The organism is Streptomyces sp. SGAir0957, assembly GCF_043523415.1.
Window position 1 is genome coordinate 8,332,779 of sequence record NZ_CP027293.1, and the last position, 15,071, is coordinate 8,347,849.

Sequence of the window (15,071 nt, forward strand, 5' to 3'; positions counted from 1 at the left end):
CCGGGCCGAGCGGGTGTCCCGTCGGTCGGCACTGCGGAAGGGCTGGTGAGGGCCCTGGGGCCACGTTAGGCAGAAGTTCCGGCGGACACAGTCCGGTCAACACACGTCTTGATCCGTTGAGCGCAGCCGATCGGTCACAGCGGCACGCGTTCGGCGCAAGCCCACGCGGCGGGGCGGCAGAATTGTATGAATGCGCAACCATTCTGTGTCCGATGTTCCGCGGGAACACGTGATTCCGTCGCCCTGGCCGCGGTCCGTGCCGACAGACCGGCATGAGGCGGGCGATGCGCCGGAGCGTCGGGACGGCGAGGCGGTCTCGGCTCTCCGCGCCGACATCGCCCGGCCGGTCCGACTCCGCACCGGTGACCTCGACGAGGCCCGGCACCTCATCGGGCAGAACTTCTACAGCAACGTCGTCGACCTGCTTCAGCCGTCGGCCGCCCTCTGCGGACGCTTCGCGGTCAGCCGACTGCACGGGGTGGCGCTCGGCACGCTGGAGTTCGGCGCGGACCTGCGTATGCGCTTCGGCGAGCTGGACGCCTACCACGTCGACATACCGTTGTCCGGGTCCATGGCGTGGCACCAGGGAAGCCGCGACCCGCTCCTCGCGACCGTGGACGAAGCCGCCGTCTTCGAGCCGGGCCGTAACACGGTGCTGGACCGATGGAGCGGCGACTGCCGGCTTCTCGCGGTGAAGATCGAGCGGCCCGCCCTCGAACTGCAGCTGGAGCGCCTGATCGACGCCCCGGTCCGGCTGCCCCTCAGGCTGCACCCCTGCATGGACGTCTCGCGCGGCCCCGGGCGCAGCTGGGCCCGGCTGGCCCTTATGGCGGCGGAGGACGCACAGACATCGCGCGGGCTCATCGGGCAGGAAGCGGTGGCCGACAGACTGCATGAGGCGTTGCTGATCGGCCTGCTGCTGGCGACGCACCATCCTTACCGCGAAGAGCTGTCCCGGCCGGTGCGGCCCAGTCGCCCCGCCCCGGTCAAACGCGCCATCGACGCCATGGAGGCGCATCCGGAGCAACCGTTCACCGCGACGGCCCTCGCGGAGATCTCCGGGGTGGGCATCCGGCGGCTGCAGCAGGGGTTTCGCCAGCACGTGGGCATGTCCCCCATGGATTACCTGCGCCGAACACGCCTGGCCCGGGTCCATGAGGAGCTGCGCGCGAAGGAAGCGGGGGAGGTGACCGTCACCGATGTCGCCTACCGCTGGGGCTTCACGCACCTCGGCAGGTTCGCCGCCGCCTACCGACAGCGCTATGGCGTGACGCCCTCGACCACTCTCTCCGCGACCCGCCCCTGACGCGGCGGCGCCGGGTGTGCGGGGAAGCGTGTCACCGCGGATCGCGGCCTCCCGTCGGGCATCATGTCGCCACATGTGCGCAAGCAGCAGTCGTGAGGGGTCGGGGCATACGAGTCCGTCGTCTTCGAGGGTGACGGTCGTCGCTCTGCTGGCGGATCCGGACGCGCCGACGGAGGTCGCGCAGCGAATGGTCCGCGTTCTGCCGGACCGGCTGGCCGAGAGAGCCGGCTCCGGGCTACGGTTCGACGTCGAGGTGGTGAGTGAGGCCTTCACGTCGGGCAGCGAGGAGCCGCCCACGTTGATGCGCCGGATCAGGGACCGCGCGGACGCGGAGAACTGGGACGTCGTCGTGGCGCTCACCGACCTTCCGCTGCGCGCCGAGGGGCACACCCTGGTGGTGGACGTGCAGCACGGGCACGGGCTGGCCCTGCTGTCCCTGCCCTCACTGGGCGGCCTGCGCCTGCAGAGGAAAGCCGGGCAGGCCGTGGAGGAAGCCGTGCTCGGCCTCATGGACCCATCGGCCGGCGAGGACGAGGAGGGCTCGCCACGCCCGCCGTTGTCGGCACCGATGGCCGGACACATCGTGCCTGTCCGCCCGGAACCCGATGGCGCCGAGGAGTCGCCCGATCTGCTGTACGTCGTCAGCGGCAGGCGGGGCCGCCTGCGGGTGCTCGCGGGGATGGTCCGCGCCAACCGGCCCTGGCGGCTGGTGCCGGGTCTGTCGAAAGCGCTGGCGGCCGCGCTGGCGACCGGGGCCGTCGCCACCGTCAACTCGACCGTCTGGAGCCTCGCCGAATCCCTGAGCACGCCCCGTCTCGTGATTGCCACGATCGGCTCCATCGCGACCATGATCGGCTGGCTGATCGTGGACGCGCAGCTGTGGCACCGTCCGTCGAAGAGCTCACCGGAGGCGCGGCAGAAGGCAAGGCTGTACAACGCCTCGACGATCGTGACCGTCGGCATCGGAGTGGTCGCCTGCTACATCGGCCTGATGGTGATCAACTTCGTATGGGCGCTGTTCATCCTCAACGACCGCGTCTTCTCGACGCTGACCAGGTCCCCGCTGGACGCGGCGGATTACGTGACGCTGGCCTGGTTCGTCGCTTCGGTCGCCACGGTGGGCGGTGCCCTGGGCTCGGGCCTGGAGAGCGACGAGGCGATCCGGGCGGCCGCCTACTCCAAGCGTGAACAGGAACGCCGTCGTATGCTGGAAGGAGACCACGGCGACTAGCGGGTGACTTGGGCCGAACAGGCATCCAGGGCCGGCCGTTGGACATCAGAACATCGGCCGAGCGAACGGTGAACGATCGTCTCCGCCGGACCGGCTGACGCAGTCCCTGTCTGGGCTCTTGGTTCGCCGAGCATGTCCGAGCCGTGAACCCCCGCGTAGACGCGTCGACGGGATCGTGAGCCGTCACCGCCGTGTCGTGACACCAAGGGGAGTCATCATGAAGGCAGCGGTATACGACGGACCGCGTACGGTCACCGTCAAGGACGTGCCGGACGCGAAGATCGAGCACCCCTGCGACATCATCGTGAAGATCACCACCACCAACATCTGCGGCTCGGACCTGCACATGTACGAGGGCCGCACCTCGTTCGAGTCCGGCCGCACCCTGGGCCACGAGAACATGGGCCAGGTCGTCGAAGTCGGCTCGGCCGTCAGCAAGGTGAAGGTCGGCGAGTACGTCGTCCTGCCCTTCAACATCGCCTGCGGCTTCTGCAAACAGTGCGAGCGAGGGCTGACGAACTACTGCCTCACCATGCAGCCGGAGCCGGACCTCGCGGGCGCCGCCTACGGCTTCGCCGACATGGGCCCCTACCAGGGCGGCCAGGCCGAACTGCTGCGCGTGCCCTACGGGGACTTCAACGCGCTGCGTCTCGGCGAGGACGCCGCCGAGCGGCAGAGCGACTACGTGATGCTCGCCGACATCTTCCCCACCGGATACCACGCCACCGAGATGGCCCACGTCAAGCCGGGCGACCAGACCATCGTCTACGGGGCGGGACCCGTCGGACTGATGGCGGCCTACTCCGCCGTCCTCAAGGGCGCAGGCCGCGTCTGGGTGGCCGACCACCAGCCCGACCGGCTGGCCAAGGCGGAGGAGATCGGCGCCATCCCGATCAACACCGCCGAACAGAACCCGGCCGACGTCGTCAAGGACGCCACCCTCGGCCTCGGCGCCGACAACGGCTGCGAATGCGTCGGCTACCAGGCGCACGACCCCCGGGGACAGGAGGACGCCAGTCTCACGCTCAACGGCCTGATCGACGCGGTCAGGTTCACGGGCGACATCGGAGTGGTGGGCGTGTTCCTGCCGGAGGACCCCGGCGGGGCGGAGGCCCAGGGCGAGCTGGAGGCGAAGGGCAAGGTGCCGCTCGACTTCGGGACGATGTGGTTCAAGGGGCAGCGCATGGGCACCGGGCAGGCGCCGGTGAAGCGGTACAACCGGGCGCTGCGGGACCTCATCGCCGGAGGGAAGGCGAAGCCGAGCTTCATCGTCTCCCACGAGCTCGGCCTGGACGAGGCGCCGAGCGCGTACGAGCACTTCGACGCCCGTGACGACGGCTGGACCAAGGTGGTCCTGCACCCCGACGGACAGGGCAACGGCCACAAGCGGTGAGGAACGCTTGAAGTGAAGCCGGGTGCGGTGCCGGAGCGAAGTCCCGGCACCGCACCTTGCTGTTGCGTTCCTGATGGGGCGTTCCTGATGGGGCGTTCCTGATGGAGCGTCAGAACGTCAGCGCCGCAGGGTCAGCAGTCCCGGACGGTAGGGCAGGAGTCCGTAGTCGCCGCCCGACGAGGGGCTGCGGCCCTGGTAGAGCAGCTGGAGATTGCAGGGGTCGACGGTCATGGTCTGATCGGCGCTGGTACGGAGCAGTTCACCGTGGCTGATGTCGTTGGTCCAGGTGGCGCCGCTGTTGGCCTTGCCAGCGAAGGGGTTGCTCTCGGTCGCGGCCTGGGGCGTCCAGGAACCGTTCAGGCTGGTGGCCGTGAAGGAGCGGAAGTAGCGGCCCTGCGAGCCGATCGCTTCGACGATCATGAGGTAGCGGTTCTGTCCCTGCAGCTTGTAGACCTGCGGGGCTTCGAAGAGGTTGTTCGTCGTGTCGCTCATGACGGTGGTCGAGGTCGAGCCGAAACTGCCGGGGAAGTTCCCGATGGGCATGCTGGCCCGGTAGATCTTGCCGTTGTCACCGGCGAAGAACAGGTACATGTTCGTCCCGTCGCCGATGAGCGTCTGGTCGATGGGTCCCGTGCCGGAGCCGGAGATGCTCCCCGAGAACAGCACCTGCGGTGACGACCAGCCGTTCGGGTTGGTCGGGTCGCTCGACGTCCGGTACGAGAAGGCGGTCCCGCCCCACTGGTAGGTGAGCACCCAGATGTTCTTCGGCGCGAAGTAGAAGAGCGTGGGTGCGACCGTGGAGGCCGACATCGTGTTCTGCCGGGCCGATCCCATGTCCGACCAGTTGGTGAACAGGTCGAAGTTCATGGAACCCCAGCTCGTCCCCGTGTCGTGCGTCGTCGCGTAGACGAGTTGCCTGCCGTTGTAGGGGACGACGGTGAAGTCCTTGAGCGAGACCCACCCGGACTTGGGCTGCGCCAGTGCGCCGGTCGACGTCCAGCGGTAGGAGGACGGGAGATCGCACACACCGGGGTTGTCGCCGCTGCCGACCTTCACGAGCTGCCACTGCTGGTTGGCGCCGTTCCAGTCGTCGTACTGGACGACGTTCGCGTTGTCGGCGGTGGAGGCGCCCTGCACTTCGAGGGCCTTGTTGCTGTGGCGCGAGATCAGCCGCACATAGCCGTCCGAGGTGTCGACGAGGCGCCACTGCTGGTTGGCGGCGTCGAGGTCGGACCACTGGACGATCGAGCCGCCGTTCGCGGAGGACCAGTTGTAGATGTCGAGGACCTTGCCCGAGTGGCGGGACTTGATGCGGTAGTAGCCGTCACCGGAGTCGACGAACTGCCACTGCTGCTGGGCCTGGTCGTTGCGGGTCCACTGGGTGATGCGGGCGCCGTCGCCGGTGGCCAGGTTGTAGACGTCGAGCGCTTTCCCGCTATTGCGGTTGACCAGCACGTACGAGGCGTTGGTGTCGACGGTCGCCGCGCTCGCCGGCTGTGCGCCGAGAAAGACGATCAGCAATAACAGAGGCGAAAGGAGCGCGAGCAGTCGTCTGGCGTGAAATCGACGGATCGGGGACGGGTGGCGGACCCTCATCGGAGAACTCCTTGAGGCGGGGGCGGGAGTGAGCTGGCCGGACCCACCGGGCAGCGGCTACTCGGGATCGAAAATTGCGAAACATTTCGGAGAGATCCCGGAAGGTGTGACGCCACAAGCTAGGAACGCTCGCCTCCCGGGTCAAGGCCTCTCGCCATTCTGGCCGCATACGATGCCTGCGGCTCATACTCAACGCCGCAGGTGAAAGCTGTGGGGAGGGTTAAGCGGCACGCATGGGGAAGATGTCGCCGCGATCCCCCGGCCGACCTGCCGAGTTCGAGTCTTTCGGAAACAAAGCCGAAACTTATTCCGCGCAACCCATTGACGAGTCACCGTCAACGACTCGATCATCCGTGTCTGAGAAACCGGCCGCAGTTCGACACCTCGAACGTCAGGGGTCGGGGCCACCTGTTTCGCACCACCCATCGCATCCCCGGCGCTGTCCCGGTCGAGGGTGCGCGGCCCGCACGGCTATCCGGCTGAGCAGCGAGGGAGGACCCGGAGATGTCTTCGTCGTCCGTGCTGCGACGCCCTTGCCAATGCCACGCGTCGTCCGCCGACCGACGGCGTGGCACACGTACCGGACTCGCGTCCGCGTTTCCCGGCCGCGAGTCCGGTACCGCCGTACCGCCCCGATCCCGGCCCGCCCCTGTGATGTCTAGCTTGGAGGCACAGCCATGGGCTCGTACGCCCTGCCCAGACCCGTTGTCCGACCCCCCGCCCGCCGCAGGACACGCGAGGCGTTCCTTGCGCTGGTCGTCGGCGTCCTCAGCGTCGTCCTCGCCCTGGTCGCACCGCCGCCCGCGCACGCCGCCGAGAGCACGCTCGGTGCGGCGGCGGCGCAGAGCGGCCGCTACTTCGGTACCGCCATCGCCTCGGGCAGGCTCAGCGACTCGACGTACACGACCATCGCGAACCGCGAGTTCAACATGGTGACGGCCGAGAACGAGATGAAGATAGACGCCACCGAACCGCAGCGGGGCCAGTTCAGCTTCTCCGCCGGTGACCGCGTCTACAACTGGGCGGTGCAGAACGGCAAGAAGGTCCGCGGCCACACCCTGGCCTGGCACTCCCAGCAGCCCGGCTGGATGCAGAGCCTCAGCGGCAGCACCCTGCGCCAGGCGATGATCGACCACATCAACGGCGTGATGAGCCACTACAAGGGCAAGATCGCGCAGTGGGATGTCGTGAACGAGGCCTTCGCCGACGGCAGTTCGGGCGCACGGCGCGACTCCAACCTGCAGCGCACGGGCAACGACTGGATCGAGGTGGCCTTCCGTACCGCCCGCGCCGCCGACCCGGCCGCCAAGCTCTGCTACAACGACTACAACGTCGAGAACTGGACCTGGGCGAAGACCCAGGCCATGTACAACATGGTCCGTGACTTCAAGCAGCGCGGCGTGCCGATCGACTGCGTCGGCTTCCAGTCGCACTTCAACAGCGGCAGCCCGTACAACAGCAACTTCCGCACCACACTGCAGAACTTCGCCGCCCTCGGCGTCGACGTCGCCATCACCGAACTCGACATCCAGGGCGCCTCGCCCACGACCTACGCGAGCGTGACCAACGACTGCCTGGCCGTCTCGCGCTGCCTCGGCATCACCGTGTGGGGCGTGCGCGACTCCGACTCGTGGCGCTCGCAGGACACCCCGCTGCTGTTCAACAACGACGGCAGCAAGAAGTCCGCGTACACCGCCGTCCTCAACGCGCTCAACGGCGGTACGTCGACGCCGCCGGGCGACGGCGGCGGACAGATCAAGGGTGTCGGATCGGGCCGCTGCCTGGACGTGCCCAGCTCCAGCACCACCGACGGCACCCAACTCCAGCTGTGGGACTGCAACAGCGGCACCAACCAGCAGTGGACGTCCACCGACGCCGGTGAGCTCAGGGTCTACGGCAACAAGTGCCTGGACGCCGCCGGCACCGGCAACGGCGCCAAGGTCCAGATCTACAGCTGCTGGGGCGCCGACAACCAGAAGTGGCGGCTCAACTCCGACGGATCCATCGTCGGCGTCCAGTCCGGCCTCTGCCTCGATGCCGTCGGCAACGGCACCGCCAACGGCACCCAGATCCAGCTCTACACCTGCTCGAACGGCAGCAACCAGCGCTGGACCCGCACCTGACGAGGCCGGCGCGAGGGACAGCGTGACGTAGGACGCCGTAGATCAAGGCCCGGCGCCTCCAGCCCGACCGACCGCCCTACAGCGGCGAGAGGGGGGAGGCGCCGGGCGCACGCGCGATGGCGCTCCACCGGATCTCTCCTCCGCCCGTGCCCAGGGCGGTCTGTCTTGCGCGGCTACTTACGCGCGCGGCCTCGGGCCGTCAGCGTCGTGCCGGCGATGACTACCCCGATGGCCAGGACTTTCGCGGCCCCGTAGTACGGGGACCAGCCGTCGCCGTCCGTGCCGCCCCACATCAGCCAGAGCAGCAGAGCTCCTCCGATCGCGACGAGGACGACACCTCCCACCAGGCCGAGCCCGGCCCACCAGGGGGCGTCCGCCGCCGGCCGGGTCTCGTCGTTTCGACCTCGTTCGGGCGTGCCCATCGGGATTCCTCTCCTGCAACCTTGATCTTTTATGGCAGGACGTTCTCCACTGGGTCGGGGTTCCCGACAGGGCGGAGCAGGGGCTCGTTGCCTCCCACGCGGATGGCGGCCAACCTCTGAACGTCCTCAATTCGGCTGCTTTCCACCGGGCCTGTGGCGCATCATGCGCCCATGATCATGAAGTCGAGCCGTGAGCTGAACGTCCTCGTCCTGCGGGACGCCGACCGCATCGCCGACACGGTACGGGCTGCCATCGAGGCCGCGTCCGAGGCCGAACGCCCAGGTCTGGAACGGGCCGCCGCCCTCATCGCCGAGGCAGCCGCACGAAGCGACGCGGAGCTGCGCCGGGATTGGGTTCGCGCCCGCCTTGCGGAGGCGGGGTACGACGGACCTGCCGACTCGGTCCAGGCCATCAAGATCCTTCGGCAGGCGGAGCCGAGTCTGAGTCTGTACGCGGCGGTGCGCCTGGCGAAGGGCGGTGCGCAGGACGCTGAGTGAACCGGCCGCGCACCCCCGGTCGGCGCGGTGCGGTTCCAGTTCGACTCGCCTACCGAGGGCACATGGCAACTCCGTTACCGGTTCTCAGCCCGTCGGGTGCCAGCCCAGTGCTGGGCCGAGCCCCTGGGCGATGTCCGTCAGGATCTGGACGTAGTCCTCGTGGTCGAAGGTGAAGGGCAGTGCGAACGCGACCTCGTCGACCTCCTGGAACGCCACGTGCGCGTGCAGCCGCTCGGCGATCTCCGCGGACGTGCCGACCAGGTCGGGTGCGAACATCATCCGGGCCGGGCCCTGCGGGGCAGTGGTGCGCGGGGTGCGCGCCCGGGCGTACTCCTCGTACTTCTTGCGCTGCTCGGGCGTGGCGTTGTCCGTGGGGATCACGACGAGGCCCTGGGAGACGCGGGCCCGGTCGCGGTCGGGGTGGTGGGCGCGGAAGGTCCGGATGTGCGACAGCTGCACCTCGGCGAAGTCCTCCGATTCCTCGGCCTTGACGACGCTGCTGGTCAGCAGGTTCATCGCGTGCTCACCTGCCCAGCGTGCCGAGCGCAGACTGCCTGCCCCGTACCACATGCGGCGGCCCAGACCGGGCGCCTGCGGCTGGACGCGGTCCGAGAACACCTCGAACCCCTCGACGCCGCTGAAGTCGGTGGCGGGCGTGCCGCGTACGAAGTCGAGGAGGCGCCGCACGCGGCCGTGGCCGAAGTCCTCCGACCCGGCGGTGTCGGGGTAGAGCGCGTCCTTCACCGTCTCGAAGTGCATCGGGGGGCCGACGCTGACGCCGGGGTTGAGCCGTCCGCCGGACAGCAGATCGACGGTCGCCAGGTCCTCCGCCAGCCGCAGGGGGTTCTCCCAGCCGACCGGGATGACCGCGGTGCCCAGCTCGATCCTGCTGGTGCGCTGCGAGGCCGCGGCCAGGACGGCGACGGGGGAGGAGATGCCGTACTGCAGGTGGCGGTGGCGCACCCACGCGCTGTCGAAGCCAAGGCGTTCGCCCAGTTCGATGATCTCCAGCGTCGACTCGTGGCCGCGTCGGGGATCGGCCTCGTCGAACAGGCCGATGGTGAGGAAGCCCAGCTTCCGAAGAGGCGTGTTGGTCGGTGGCACGGGACTCCCTCATCGAGCGGTCAATGATCACCAGGGCAACACGGTCGCCGGGGTGAAAGATTCCGCGGGGCGGTCCGGCCGGTCGCAGCGCGGTGGTCGGCTCACTTGGAGGTGAGGTGGCCGAGCGGGTGATCGCCGGTGAGGGCCGTTCGGGCGTGGTGCCAGTCGGTGGAGTCGATGCCGGTGACGTGGCGCAGGTAGGCGAGGGTGACCTGCTGGACGAGGGCGACACGGTCGGGGTTCTCGTCGGTGGTCTCCGCCGACCGGTAGCCGGAGATGCCGCCGAGGAAGTGCTCGCCGCCGCGCACGGTCAGCAGGCTCTTGTCGCCGCGACCGAGGGTGTAGGGGTCGGTCGTCCAGGACGGGCCCCGGGTGGAGAGCGGAAGGTCGTCCTTGTCACCGGCGACGACGAGGCCGGGGGCGGTGATGTGGGAGAAGTCCTGGTCGCGCAGCCAGGGCAGGTTGTCGTGGGCGAAGGGGGTCAGTTCGTCGCCGCCCTTGCCCGCGGTGGCCAGTTGGATGCTCGCCATGACCCGGGGGTCGGACAGGTCCTCCGAGGCGCCGGTCGACGGATCGGTGACGCGCAGACCTACCAGGATGCCGGCGGTCTGGCCGCCGAAGGAGTGCCCGGCCGCGACGACGCGGCGGTGGTCGACGCGGCCTGCCAGCCCCGGCACGCTCGCCTCCAGGTTGGTCAGCTCGTCGAGGATGCGCCGCATGTCCCGCACACGGTGGAGCCACATCCGGGGTCGGCGCGGGTCATCGGCCGCAAGGCCGAGCCGCCGGGAGTCCAGGTGGGTCGCCCGGATGACGACGAAGCCGCCGGATGCCCAATGCTCGGCCAGCGGGGCGTAACCGTCCAGGTCCGAGCCGAAGCCGTGGGCGAACAGGACGACGGGCAGGTGGGTGCCGGTGGCGGGGGCGGTGACGCGGACGTGCAAGTCCGCGCCGCGTTCGGACGCGCCCAGCACGAGCGGTCCGACGGACACCGTGGCGGTGGGGGAGGGGCCGGTGAGACCGGTGACGGAGTGTGTGGGCATGTGTGTGTCTTTCGTTCGGGGCGCTGCCGCTGCCGCTGCCGCTGCCGCTGCCGCTGCCGCTGCCGTGCTGGTGGAGCGCGTCCCTGCGTGGTCCGCGGCCAGGCCGTCGTCTCGTCCCGACTGGGTTGCGACATACCTGGGTTGGCGTCGCCGTAACGTCGCCGTCGCGGGTGGCAGGTGGTGCCTTCGGTGCTGGTCATCCGCCCGTTGCGGACATGTGGGCTACCGTAAAACTTGACGTTGACGTGAAGGGCAAGCGTGTGTGGCGCGGACCACGCGGAAGGGGGCCGGAATGCGCATCGGGGAACTCGCCCGCCGTACGGGCGTCACCACGCGGGCCCTGCGGTACTACGAGGAACAGAATCTGCTCACCGCCGAGCGCAGCGGCAGCGGCCAGCGCCACTACGCGGAAGACGCCGTCGAGCGGATCCACCTCATCCGTCAGCTGTTCGCCGCCGGACTGAGCAGCAAGGCCATCGCCGAGCTGACGCCCTGCGTCATCGACGGCCAAGCCACCCCTGAACTCCTCCAGCGCCTGGCGATCGAACGCGAGCAGCTCGACCGGCGCATCGCGGACCTGACACATGCCCGGGACAGGCTCGACTCCGTGATCGACGGTGCCTCGTCCAACATGCGCACCGGCGCCTCCTGCCGACGAGGCCCGCGGCAGACCTGAAGAGCGGGCCGCGAAGCCGCGGACGACGGCACGTGTGGTGCCGTCGTCCGCGAACGATCAATGTGAGCGCCAGCCCAGTTCCGGCGATCGATGTGAGCGCCGGCCCAGTTCCAGCCGAGCTCCGGCGACCGATGTCAGCGCCAGCCCAGCTCCGGAGCGACATGCGTCAGGATGCTCTCGAGCACATGCGCGTTGTACTCCACTCCGAGCTGGTTGGGCACCGTCAGCAGCAGGGTGTCGGCCGCGGCGACGGCCTCGTCCCCGGCGAGCTGCTTGACGAGCACCTCGGGCTCGGCGGCGTAGGACCGCCCGAAGATGCTGCGCGTGTTGGCGTCGATGTAACCGATCTGGTCCTCGGAGTTCCGGTCCCGGCCGAAGTACGCCCGGTCCCGGTCGTCGACGAGCGCGAAGACGCTGCGGCTCACCGACACCCTCGGTTCCCGCGTATGGCCCTCGGCCTTCCACGCCTCGCGGTACGCCTCGATCTGCTTGCGCTGCTGAACGTGGAGCGGTTCGCCGCTCTCGTCGTCCTTCAGGGTCGAGCTCTGGAGGTTCATCCCGAGCCTGGCCGCCCAGACCGCGGTCGCGTTCGACCCCGAGCCCCACCAGATACGGTCCCGCAGGCCCTCGGAATGGGGCTCGATCCGCAGCAGCCCCGGCGGGTTGGCGAACATCGGCCTGGGGTCGGGCTCCGCGAAGCCCTCGCCCCTGAGCACGTCAAGCAGCCTCTCGGTGTGCGCGCGGGCCATGTCGGCGTCGGTCCCGCCCTCCGGCGGTACGTGCCCGAAGTGCCGCCAGCCGTCGACCACCTGCTCCGGGGACCCCCTGCTGAGGCCGAGCTGGAGCCGGCCGCCCGAGATCAGGTCGGCCGCGCCCGCGTCCTCGGCCATGTACAGGGGGTTCTCGTAGCGCATGTCGATCACGCCCGTGCCGATCTCGATCCGGCTGGTGCGCGCACCGATGGCGGCGAGCAGCGGGAACGGCGAGGCGGCCTGCCGGGCGAAGTGGTGGACCCGGAAGTAGGCGCCGTCCGCACCCAGCTCTTCCGCGGCGACCGCGAGGTCGATCGACTGGAGCAGGGAGTCCGCCGCGGACCGCGTCTGCGAGTGCGGCGACGGCGTCCAGTGCCCGAAGGACAGGAACCCGATCTTTTTCATATCGCTTTCAACAAACTGGGGTCGCATTCATTCCGGGCAGCTCAGGACGCTATACACGGCATGTATACACAGTATGTATAGTCTGCCGCATGACTTCCGCGTACCTGTTGCCCATGAAGACAGCCGCAGCGCTCTTCCCGGTCCTCGCCCTGCTGCTGTTCCTCCCGACGGCGGTCGTCCTGTACCGCCGCCACGGCACCATGTCGCAGTGGCGCGCCCTGTCGCTCCTCGGCTTCCTCTATTACGCGATCACGGCTGTGTGCATGACGCTCGTTCCGCTGCCGACGCGTACGACCGACATGTGCGTAAGGTTCGCGGCGGTCGCCCCCCCGCAGTGGATCCCGGGCAACACCTTCGGCGACATCTGGAAGGAGGCGCACCACAAGGTCACACTGAACGCGTTGGTACTGCAGAACCCGGCGGTCAGCGGTGCGGTCCTGAACCTGGCCCTGCTGCTCCCGCTGGGTGTCTTCGTCCGCTACCACCTGCGGCGGGGCGCCACCGCCGCGGCCCTCGCGGGTCTCGGAGCCTCGCTGTTCTTCGAGGTCACGCAGGGTACCGCGCTGTGGGGCGCTTACCCGTGCCCGTACCGGCTGTTCGACGTCGACGACCTGCTGCTCAACACCGCGGGAGCGCTCATCGGCTGGTACGTGGCCGGACCGCTCGACCGGCTGCTGCCGACGCGGGAGGCGCCGGACGACGCGACGTCGGCCCGTCCGCCCATCACGTCCGGACGGCGCCTGGTGGCGTTGCTGGTCGACCTGACCGGGGTCACGGCCGTCACCGTCCTCGTGGTCCTGGCCACGGCACAAGATATGTACCGCGCGTCCGAAGCCGCACCCCGGGTGACGTTCGTGGTCTTCGGCCTGTGGTTCGTCGTCCTGCCCTGGCTGACGAGGACGACCCCGGGCAAGCGGCTTCTTCTGCTGAAGCTGGCACCGGCCGAAGGTGACGGGCGGCCCGCGCTGTGGAGGCTCGGCGTCCGTACGTCGCTGCTGGGCGTGGTGGCCCTCCCGCTGATGGCAACCCTCGTGACCGCGGCCATCATCCTTCTGAACGGGCCGTCATGGGTGGTGCGCCGGGTCCGGGACGCCACGGCGGCGGACGCACGACTGATCCAGTGGCAGCTGATCGACCACTTCCCGCAGGTGCTGCTGATCGTTCTCGTCGCGGTCCTGCTCGGCGGATACGCGCTGATGGCCTGGCGGCGGGAGGCGGGCCTCTGGGTGCACGAGCGGGCATCCGGGCTGCGCACTGTGGCGCTGACACACACCCGGACTCCCCAGAGCCGGAGTTCGACCCCGCAGGTGGTGCGGGCGACGAGTTCGAGCTGACTCAGGGTGGTGCCGAAGGGGGACGGGTGGCTTGCCGGTGGCGGGAGGAGCGGGCCCGGGATCAGGCTGTCCCGGGGGCCCACTCGCCCCTCCACCCCCCACGTGTCTTGCTCGGGGCACAAGAGCAGGGGCTGATCCTCCGGTGCCCGCCACCGGTGCGGGTAAGCGCGGTTCACCCGTAAGGAGGTTGCCGTGTGTGGCCCGTAGCGGCGCTTCGGCCGAGCACAGCGGGGAGCGCCCGAACCCCGGACACCGCCATCTGGCGGACGGGGCGCGGACTCTGCACTGCTCGGGGGGCGGGGGCTGGCGTCGCTGGAGCGCGGGGGTTCTCCAGAGGGACGGGGCCAAGCCGTCAGGGGGCCTGGACCAGCCCGTCCAGAAACTCCGTGACCTTGGCCGTGAGCAGAGCCGGGTTCTCGGCGGGCAGGCCGTGGCCGCCGGGGATGCGCAACAGGCGGGCCTGCGGGATGCGCTCGGCCAGTTCGAGCTGGTGGTGGGGTGGGACGAGCCGGTCGTCGGCGCTGGACAGCAGCAGCGTCGGGGCGGTGATGTCCGGGAGCAGACCGGTGAGGTCGACGGCCATGTCCGTCGTGGTCTGCCGGACGAAGCCGTCCACGGCGCCCGTTATCTGCTCGGCGAACCCGGCTGCCGCCTGGGCGAAGGTCTCCTCGTCCCAGGCGCGCAGCGTGTCCTTGCCCAGCGCGGTGAGCAGGATCAGCCGGGCCAGGGCGTTCGGGTCGGTGCCGCCGAGCTGCCGCCACAGGTCGAACTGGAACGCCATGTGGGCGTCCGTGCGCACCCAGCCCGCGTGCGCGGTGAGCGAGGCGACGTGGTCCGGGTGCAGGGCGGCGCACGTGGCCGCGACCGCCGCGCCCAGCGAGTGGCCCACGAGGTGGAAGTGGTCGAGCCCCGCGTCCCGTGCCGCCGCGACGACCACGGCCGCCATGTCGGACAGGGTGATCGGGCCACCAGGGTCGCAGGTCTCTCCCGAGCCTTGCAGGTCCGGGGCGACGATGGTGTAGCGGTCGCTCAAGTCGGCCATCAGCGGCGACCAGTTGCCCGCCGCGGTGGCGCCGGTGCCGTGCACGAGGACCAGGCCGGGGCCGCTGCCGGTGACGAGGTAATGCGCCTTGGTGATGCCGCCGGAGGTGGGAACGTCGACGAAAGGCATGAGGAACTCCGTGAGGGGGC

General features: G+C 69.5%; 13 protein-coding genes. 7 read left to right on the plus strand and 6 right to left on the minus strand.

What is annotated here, in order from left to right; all coding sequences use genetic code 11:
• Positions 1–256: 256 nt before the first annotated feature.
• The 3 genes from C1N81_RS43225 to C1N81_RS43235 all read left to right on the plus strand — a co-directional run bounded on the left by C1N81_RS43225 (position 257) and on the right by C1N81_RS43235 (position 3,930).
• On the plus strand, positions 257–1,306 hold the full coding sequence (locus C1N81_RS43225) for an AraC family transcriptional regulator (protein ID WP_394437246.1): 1,050 nt from the start codon (positions 257–259) through the stop codon (positions 1,304–1,306).
• A gap of 73 nt (positions 1,307–1,379) precedes the next feature.
• Positions 1,380–2,537 carry a hypothetical protein gene (locus C1N81_RS43230; protein ID WP_394437248.1) on the plus strand — a complete coding sequence of 386 codons (1,158 nt, stop codon included), beginning with the start codon at positions 1,380–1,382 and terminating at the stop codon, positions 2,535–2,537.
• Positions 2,538–2,754: 217 nt separating this feature from the next.
• Complete coding sequence (locus C1N81_RS43235; RefSeq protein ID WP_394437250.1) at positions 2,755–3,930, plus strand: glutathione-independent formaldehyde dehydrogenase; 1,176 nt, start codon at positions 2,755–2,757, stop codon at positions 3,928–3,930.
• Between the two features lie 117 nt (positions 3,931–4,047).
• Here the strand turns inward: C1N81_RS43235 and C1N81_RS43240 are convergent, their stop codons facing one another.
• Entirely contained in the window at positions 4,048–5,526 is a 1,479-nt protein-coding gene (locus C1N81_RS43240) for a non-reducing end alpha-L-arabinofuranosidase family hydrolase (RefSeq protein ID WP_394437252.1), read from the minus strand.
• Positions 5,527–6,203: 677 nt separating this feature from the next.
• Between C1N81_RS43240 and C1N81_RS43245 the strand changes: the two genes are divergently transcribed.
• Positions 6,204–7,649, plus strand: a complete 1,446-nt coding sequence (locus tag C1N81_RS43245; protein ID WP_394437253.1) for an endo-1,4-beta-xylanase — start codon at positions 6,204–6,206, stop codon at positions 7,647–7,649.
• Between the two features lie 173 nt (positions 7,650–7,822).
• Here the strand turns inward: C1N81_RS43245 and C1N81_RS43250 are convergent, their stop codons facing one another.
• On the minus strand, positions 7,823–8,071 hold the full coding sequence (locus C1N81_RS43250) for a hypothetical protein (RefSeq protein ID WP_394437254.1): 249 nt from the start codon (positions 8,069–8,071) through the stop codon (positions 7,823–7,825).
• Positions 8,072–8,242: 171 nt separating this feature from the next.
• On the opposite strand from C1N81_RS43250, the gene C1N81_RS43255 reads away from it, so the two are divergent.
• Positions 8,243–8,569, plus strand: coding sequence for a hypothetical protein (locus tag C1N81_RS43255; protein ID WP_394437256.1), 327 nt, complete (start codon positions 8,243–8,245; stop codon positions 8,567–8,569).
• An 84-nt stretch (positions 8,570–8,653) separates the two neighbouring features.
• Here C1N81_RS43255 and C1N81_RS43260 read toward each other — a convergent pair whose 3' ends face one another.
• Both C1N81_RS43260 and C1N81_RS43265 read right to left on the minus strand, forming a co-directional pair.
• Positions 8,654–9,673 carry an LLM class flavin-dependent oxidoreductase gene (locus C1N81_RS43260; protein WP_394437258.1) on the minus strand — a complete coding sequence of 340 codons (1,020 nt, stop codon included), beginning with the start codon at positions 9,671–9,673 and terminating at the stop codon, positions 8,654–8,656.
• A 101-nt stretch (positions 9,674–9,774) separates the two neighbouring features.
• Entirely contained in the window at positions 9,775–10,713 is a 939-nt protein-coding gene (locus C1N81_RS43265; protein ID WP_394437260.1) for an alpha/beta hydrolase family protein, read from the minus strand.
• A 292-nt stretch (positions 10,714–11,005) separates the two neighbouring features.
• Between C1N81_RS43265 and C1N81_RS43270 the strand changes: the two genes are divergently transcribed.
• Positions 11,006–11,389, plus strand: a complete 384-nt coding sequence (locus tag C1N81_RS43270) for a MerR family transcriptional regulator (protein ID WP_394437262.1) — start codon at positions 11,006–11,008, stop codon at positions 11,387–11,389.
• A gap of 134 nt (positions 11,390–11,523) precedes the next feature.
• Here the strand turns inward: C1N81_RS43270 and C1N81_RS43275 are convergent, their stop codons facing one another.
• Positions 11,524–12,546 (minus strand): LLM class flavin-dependent oxidoreductase, encoded by a 1,023-nt coding sequence (locus tag C1N81_RS43275; RefSeq protein WP_394437264.1) that lies wholly within the window; start codon positions 12,544–12,546, stop codon positions 11,524–11,526.
• Positions 12,547–12,635: 89 nt separating this feature from the next.
• On the opposite strand from C1N81_RS43275, the gene C1N81_RS43280 reads away from it, so the two are divergent.
• Entirely contained in the window at positions 12,636–13,880 is a 1,245-nt protein-coding gene (locus C1N81_RS43280) for a VanZ family protein (protein ID WP_394437266.1), read from the plus strand.
• A 352-nt stretch (positions 13,881–14,232) separates the two neighbouring features.
• On the opposite strand, the gene C1N81_RS43285 is transcribed toward C1N81_RS43280, so the two are convergent.
• Positions 14,233–15,051 (minus strand): alpha/beta fold hydrolase, encoded by an 819-nt coding sequence (locus tag C1N81_RS43285; protein ID WP_394437268.1) that lies wholly within the window; start codon positions 15,049–15,051, stop codon positions 14,233–14,235.
• Positions 15,052–15,071: the final 20 nt, after the last annotated feature.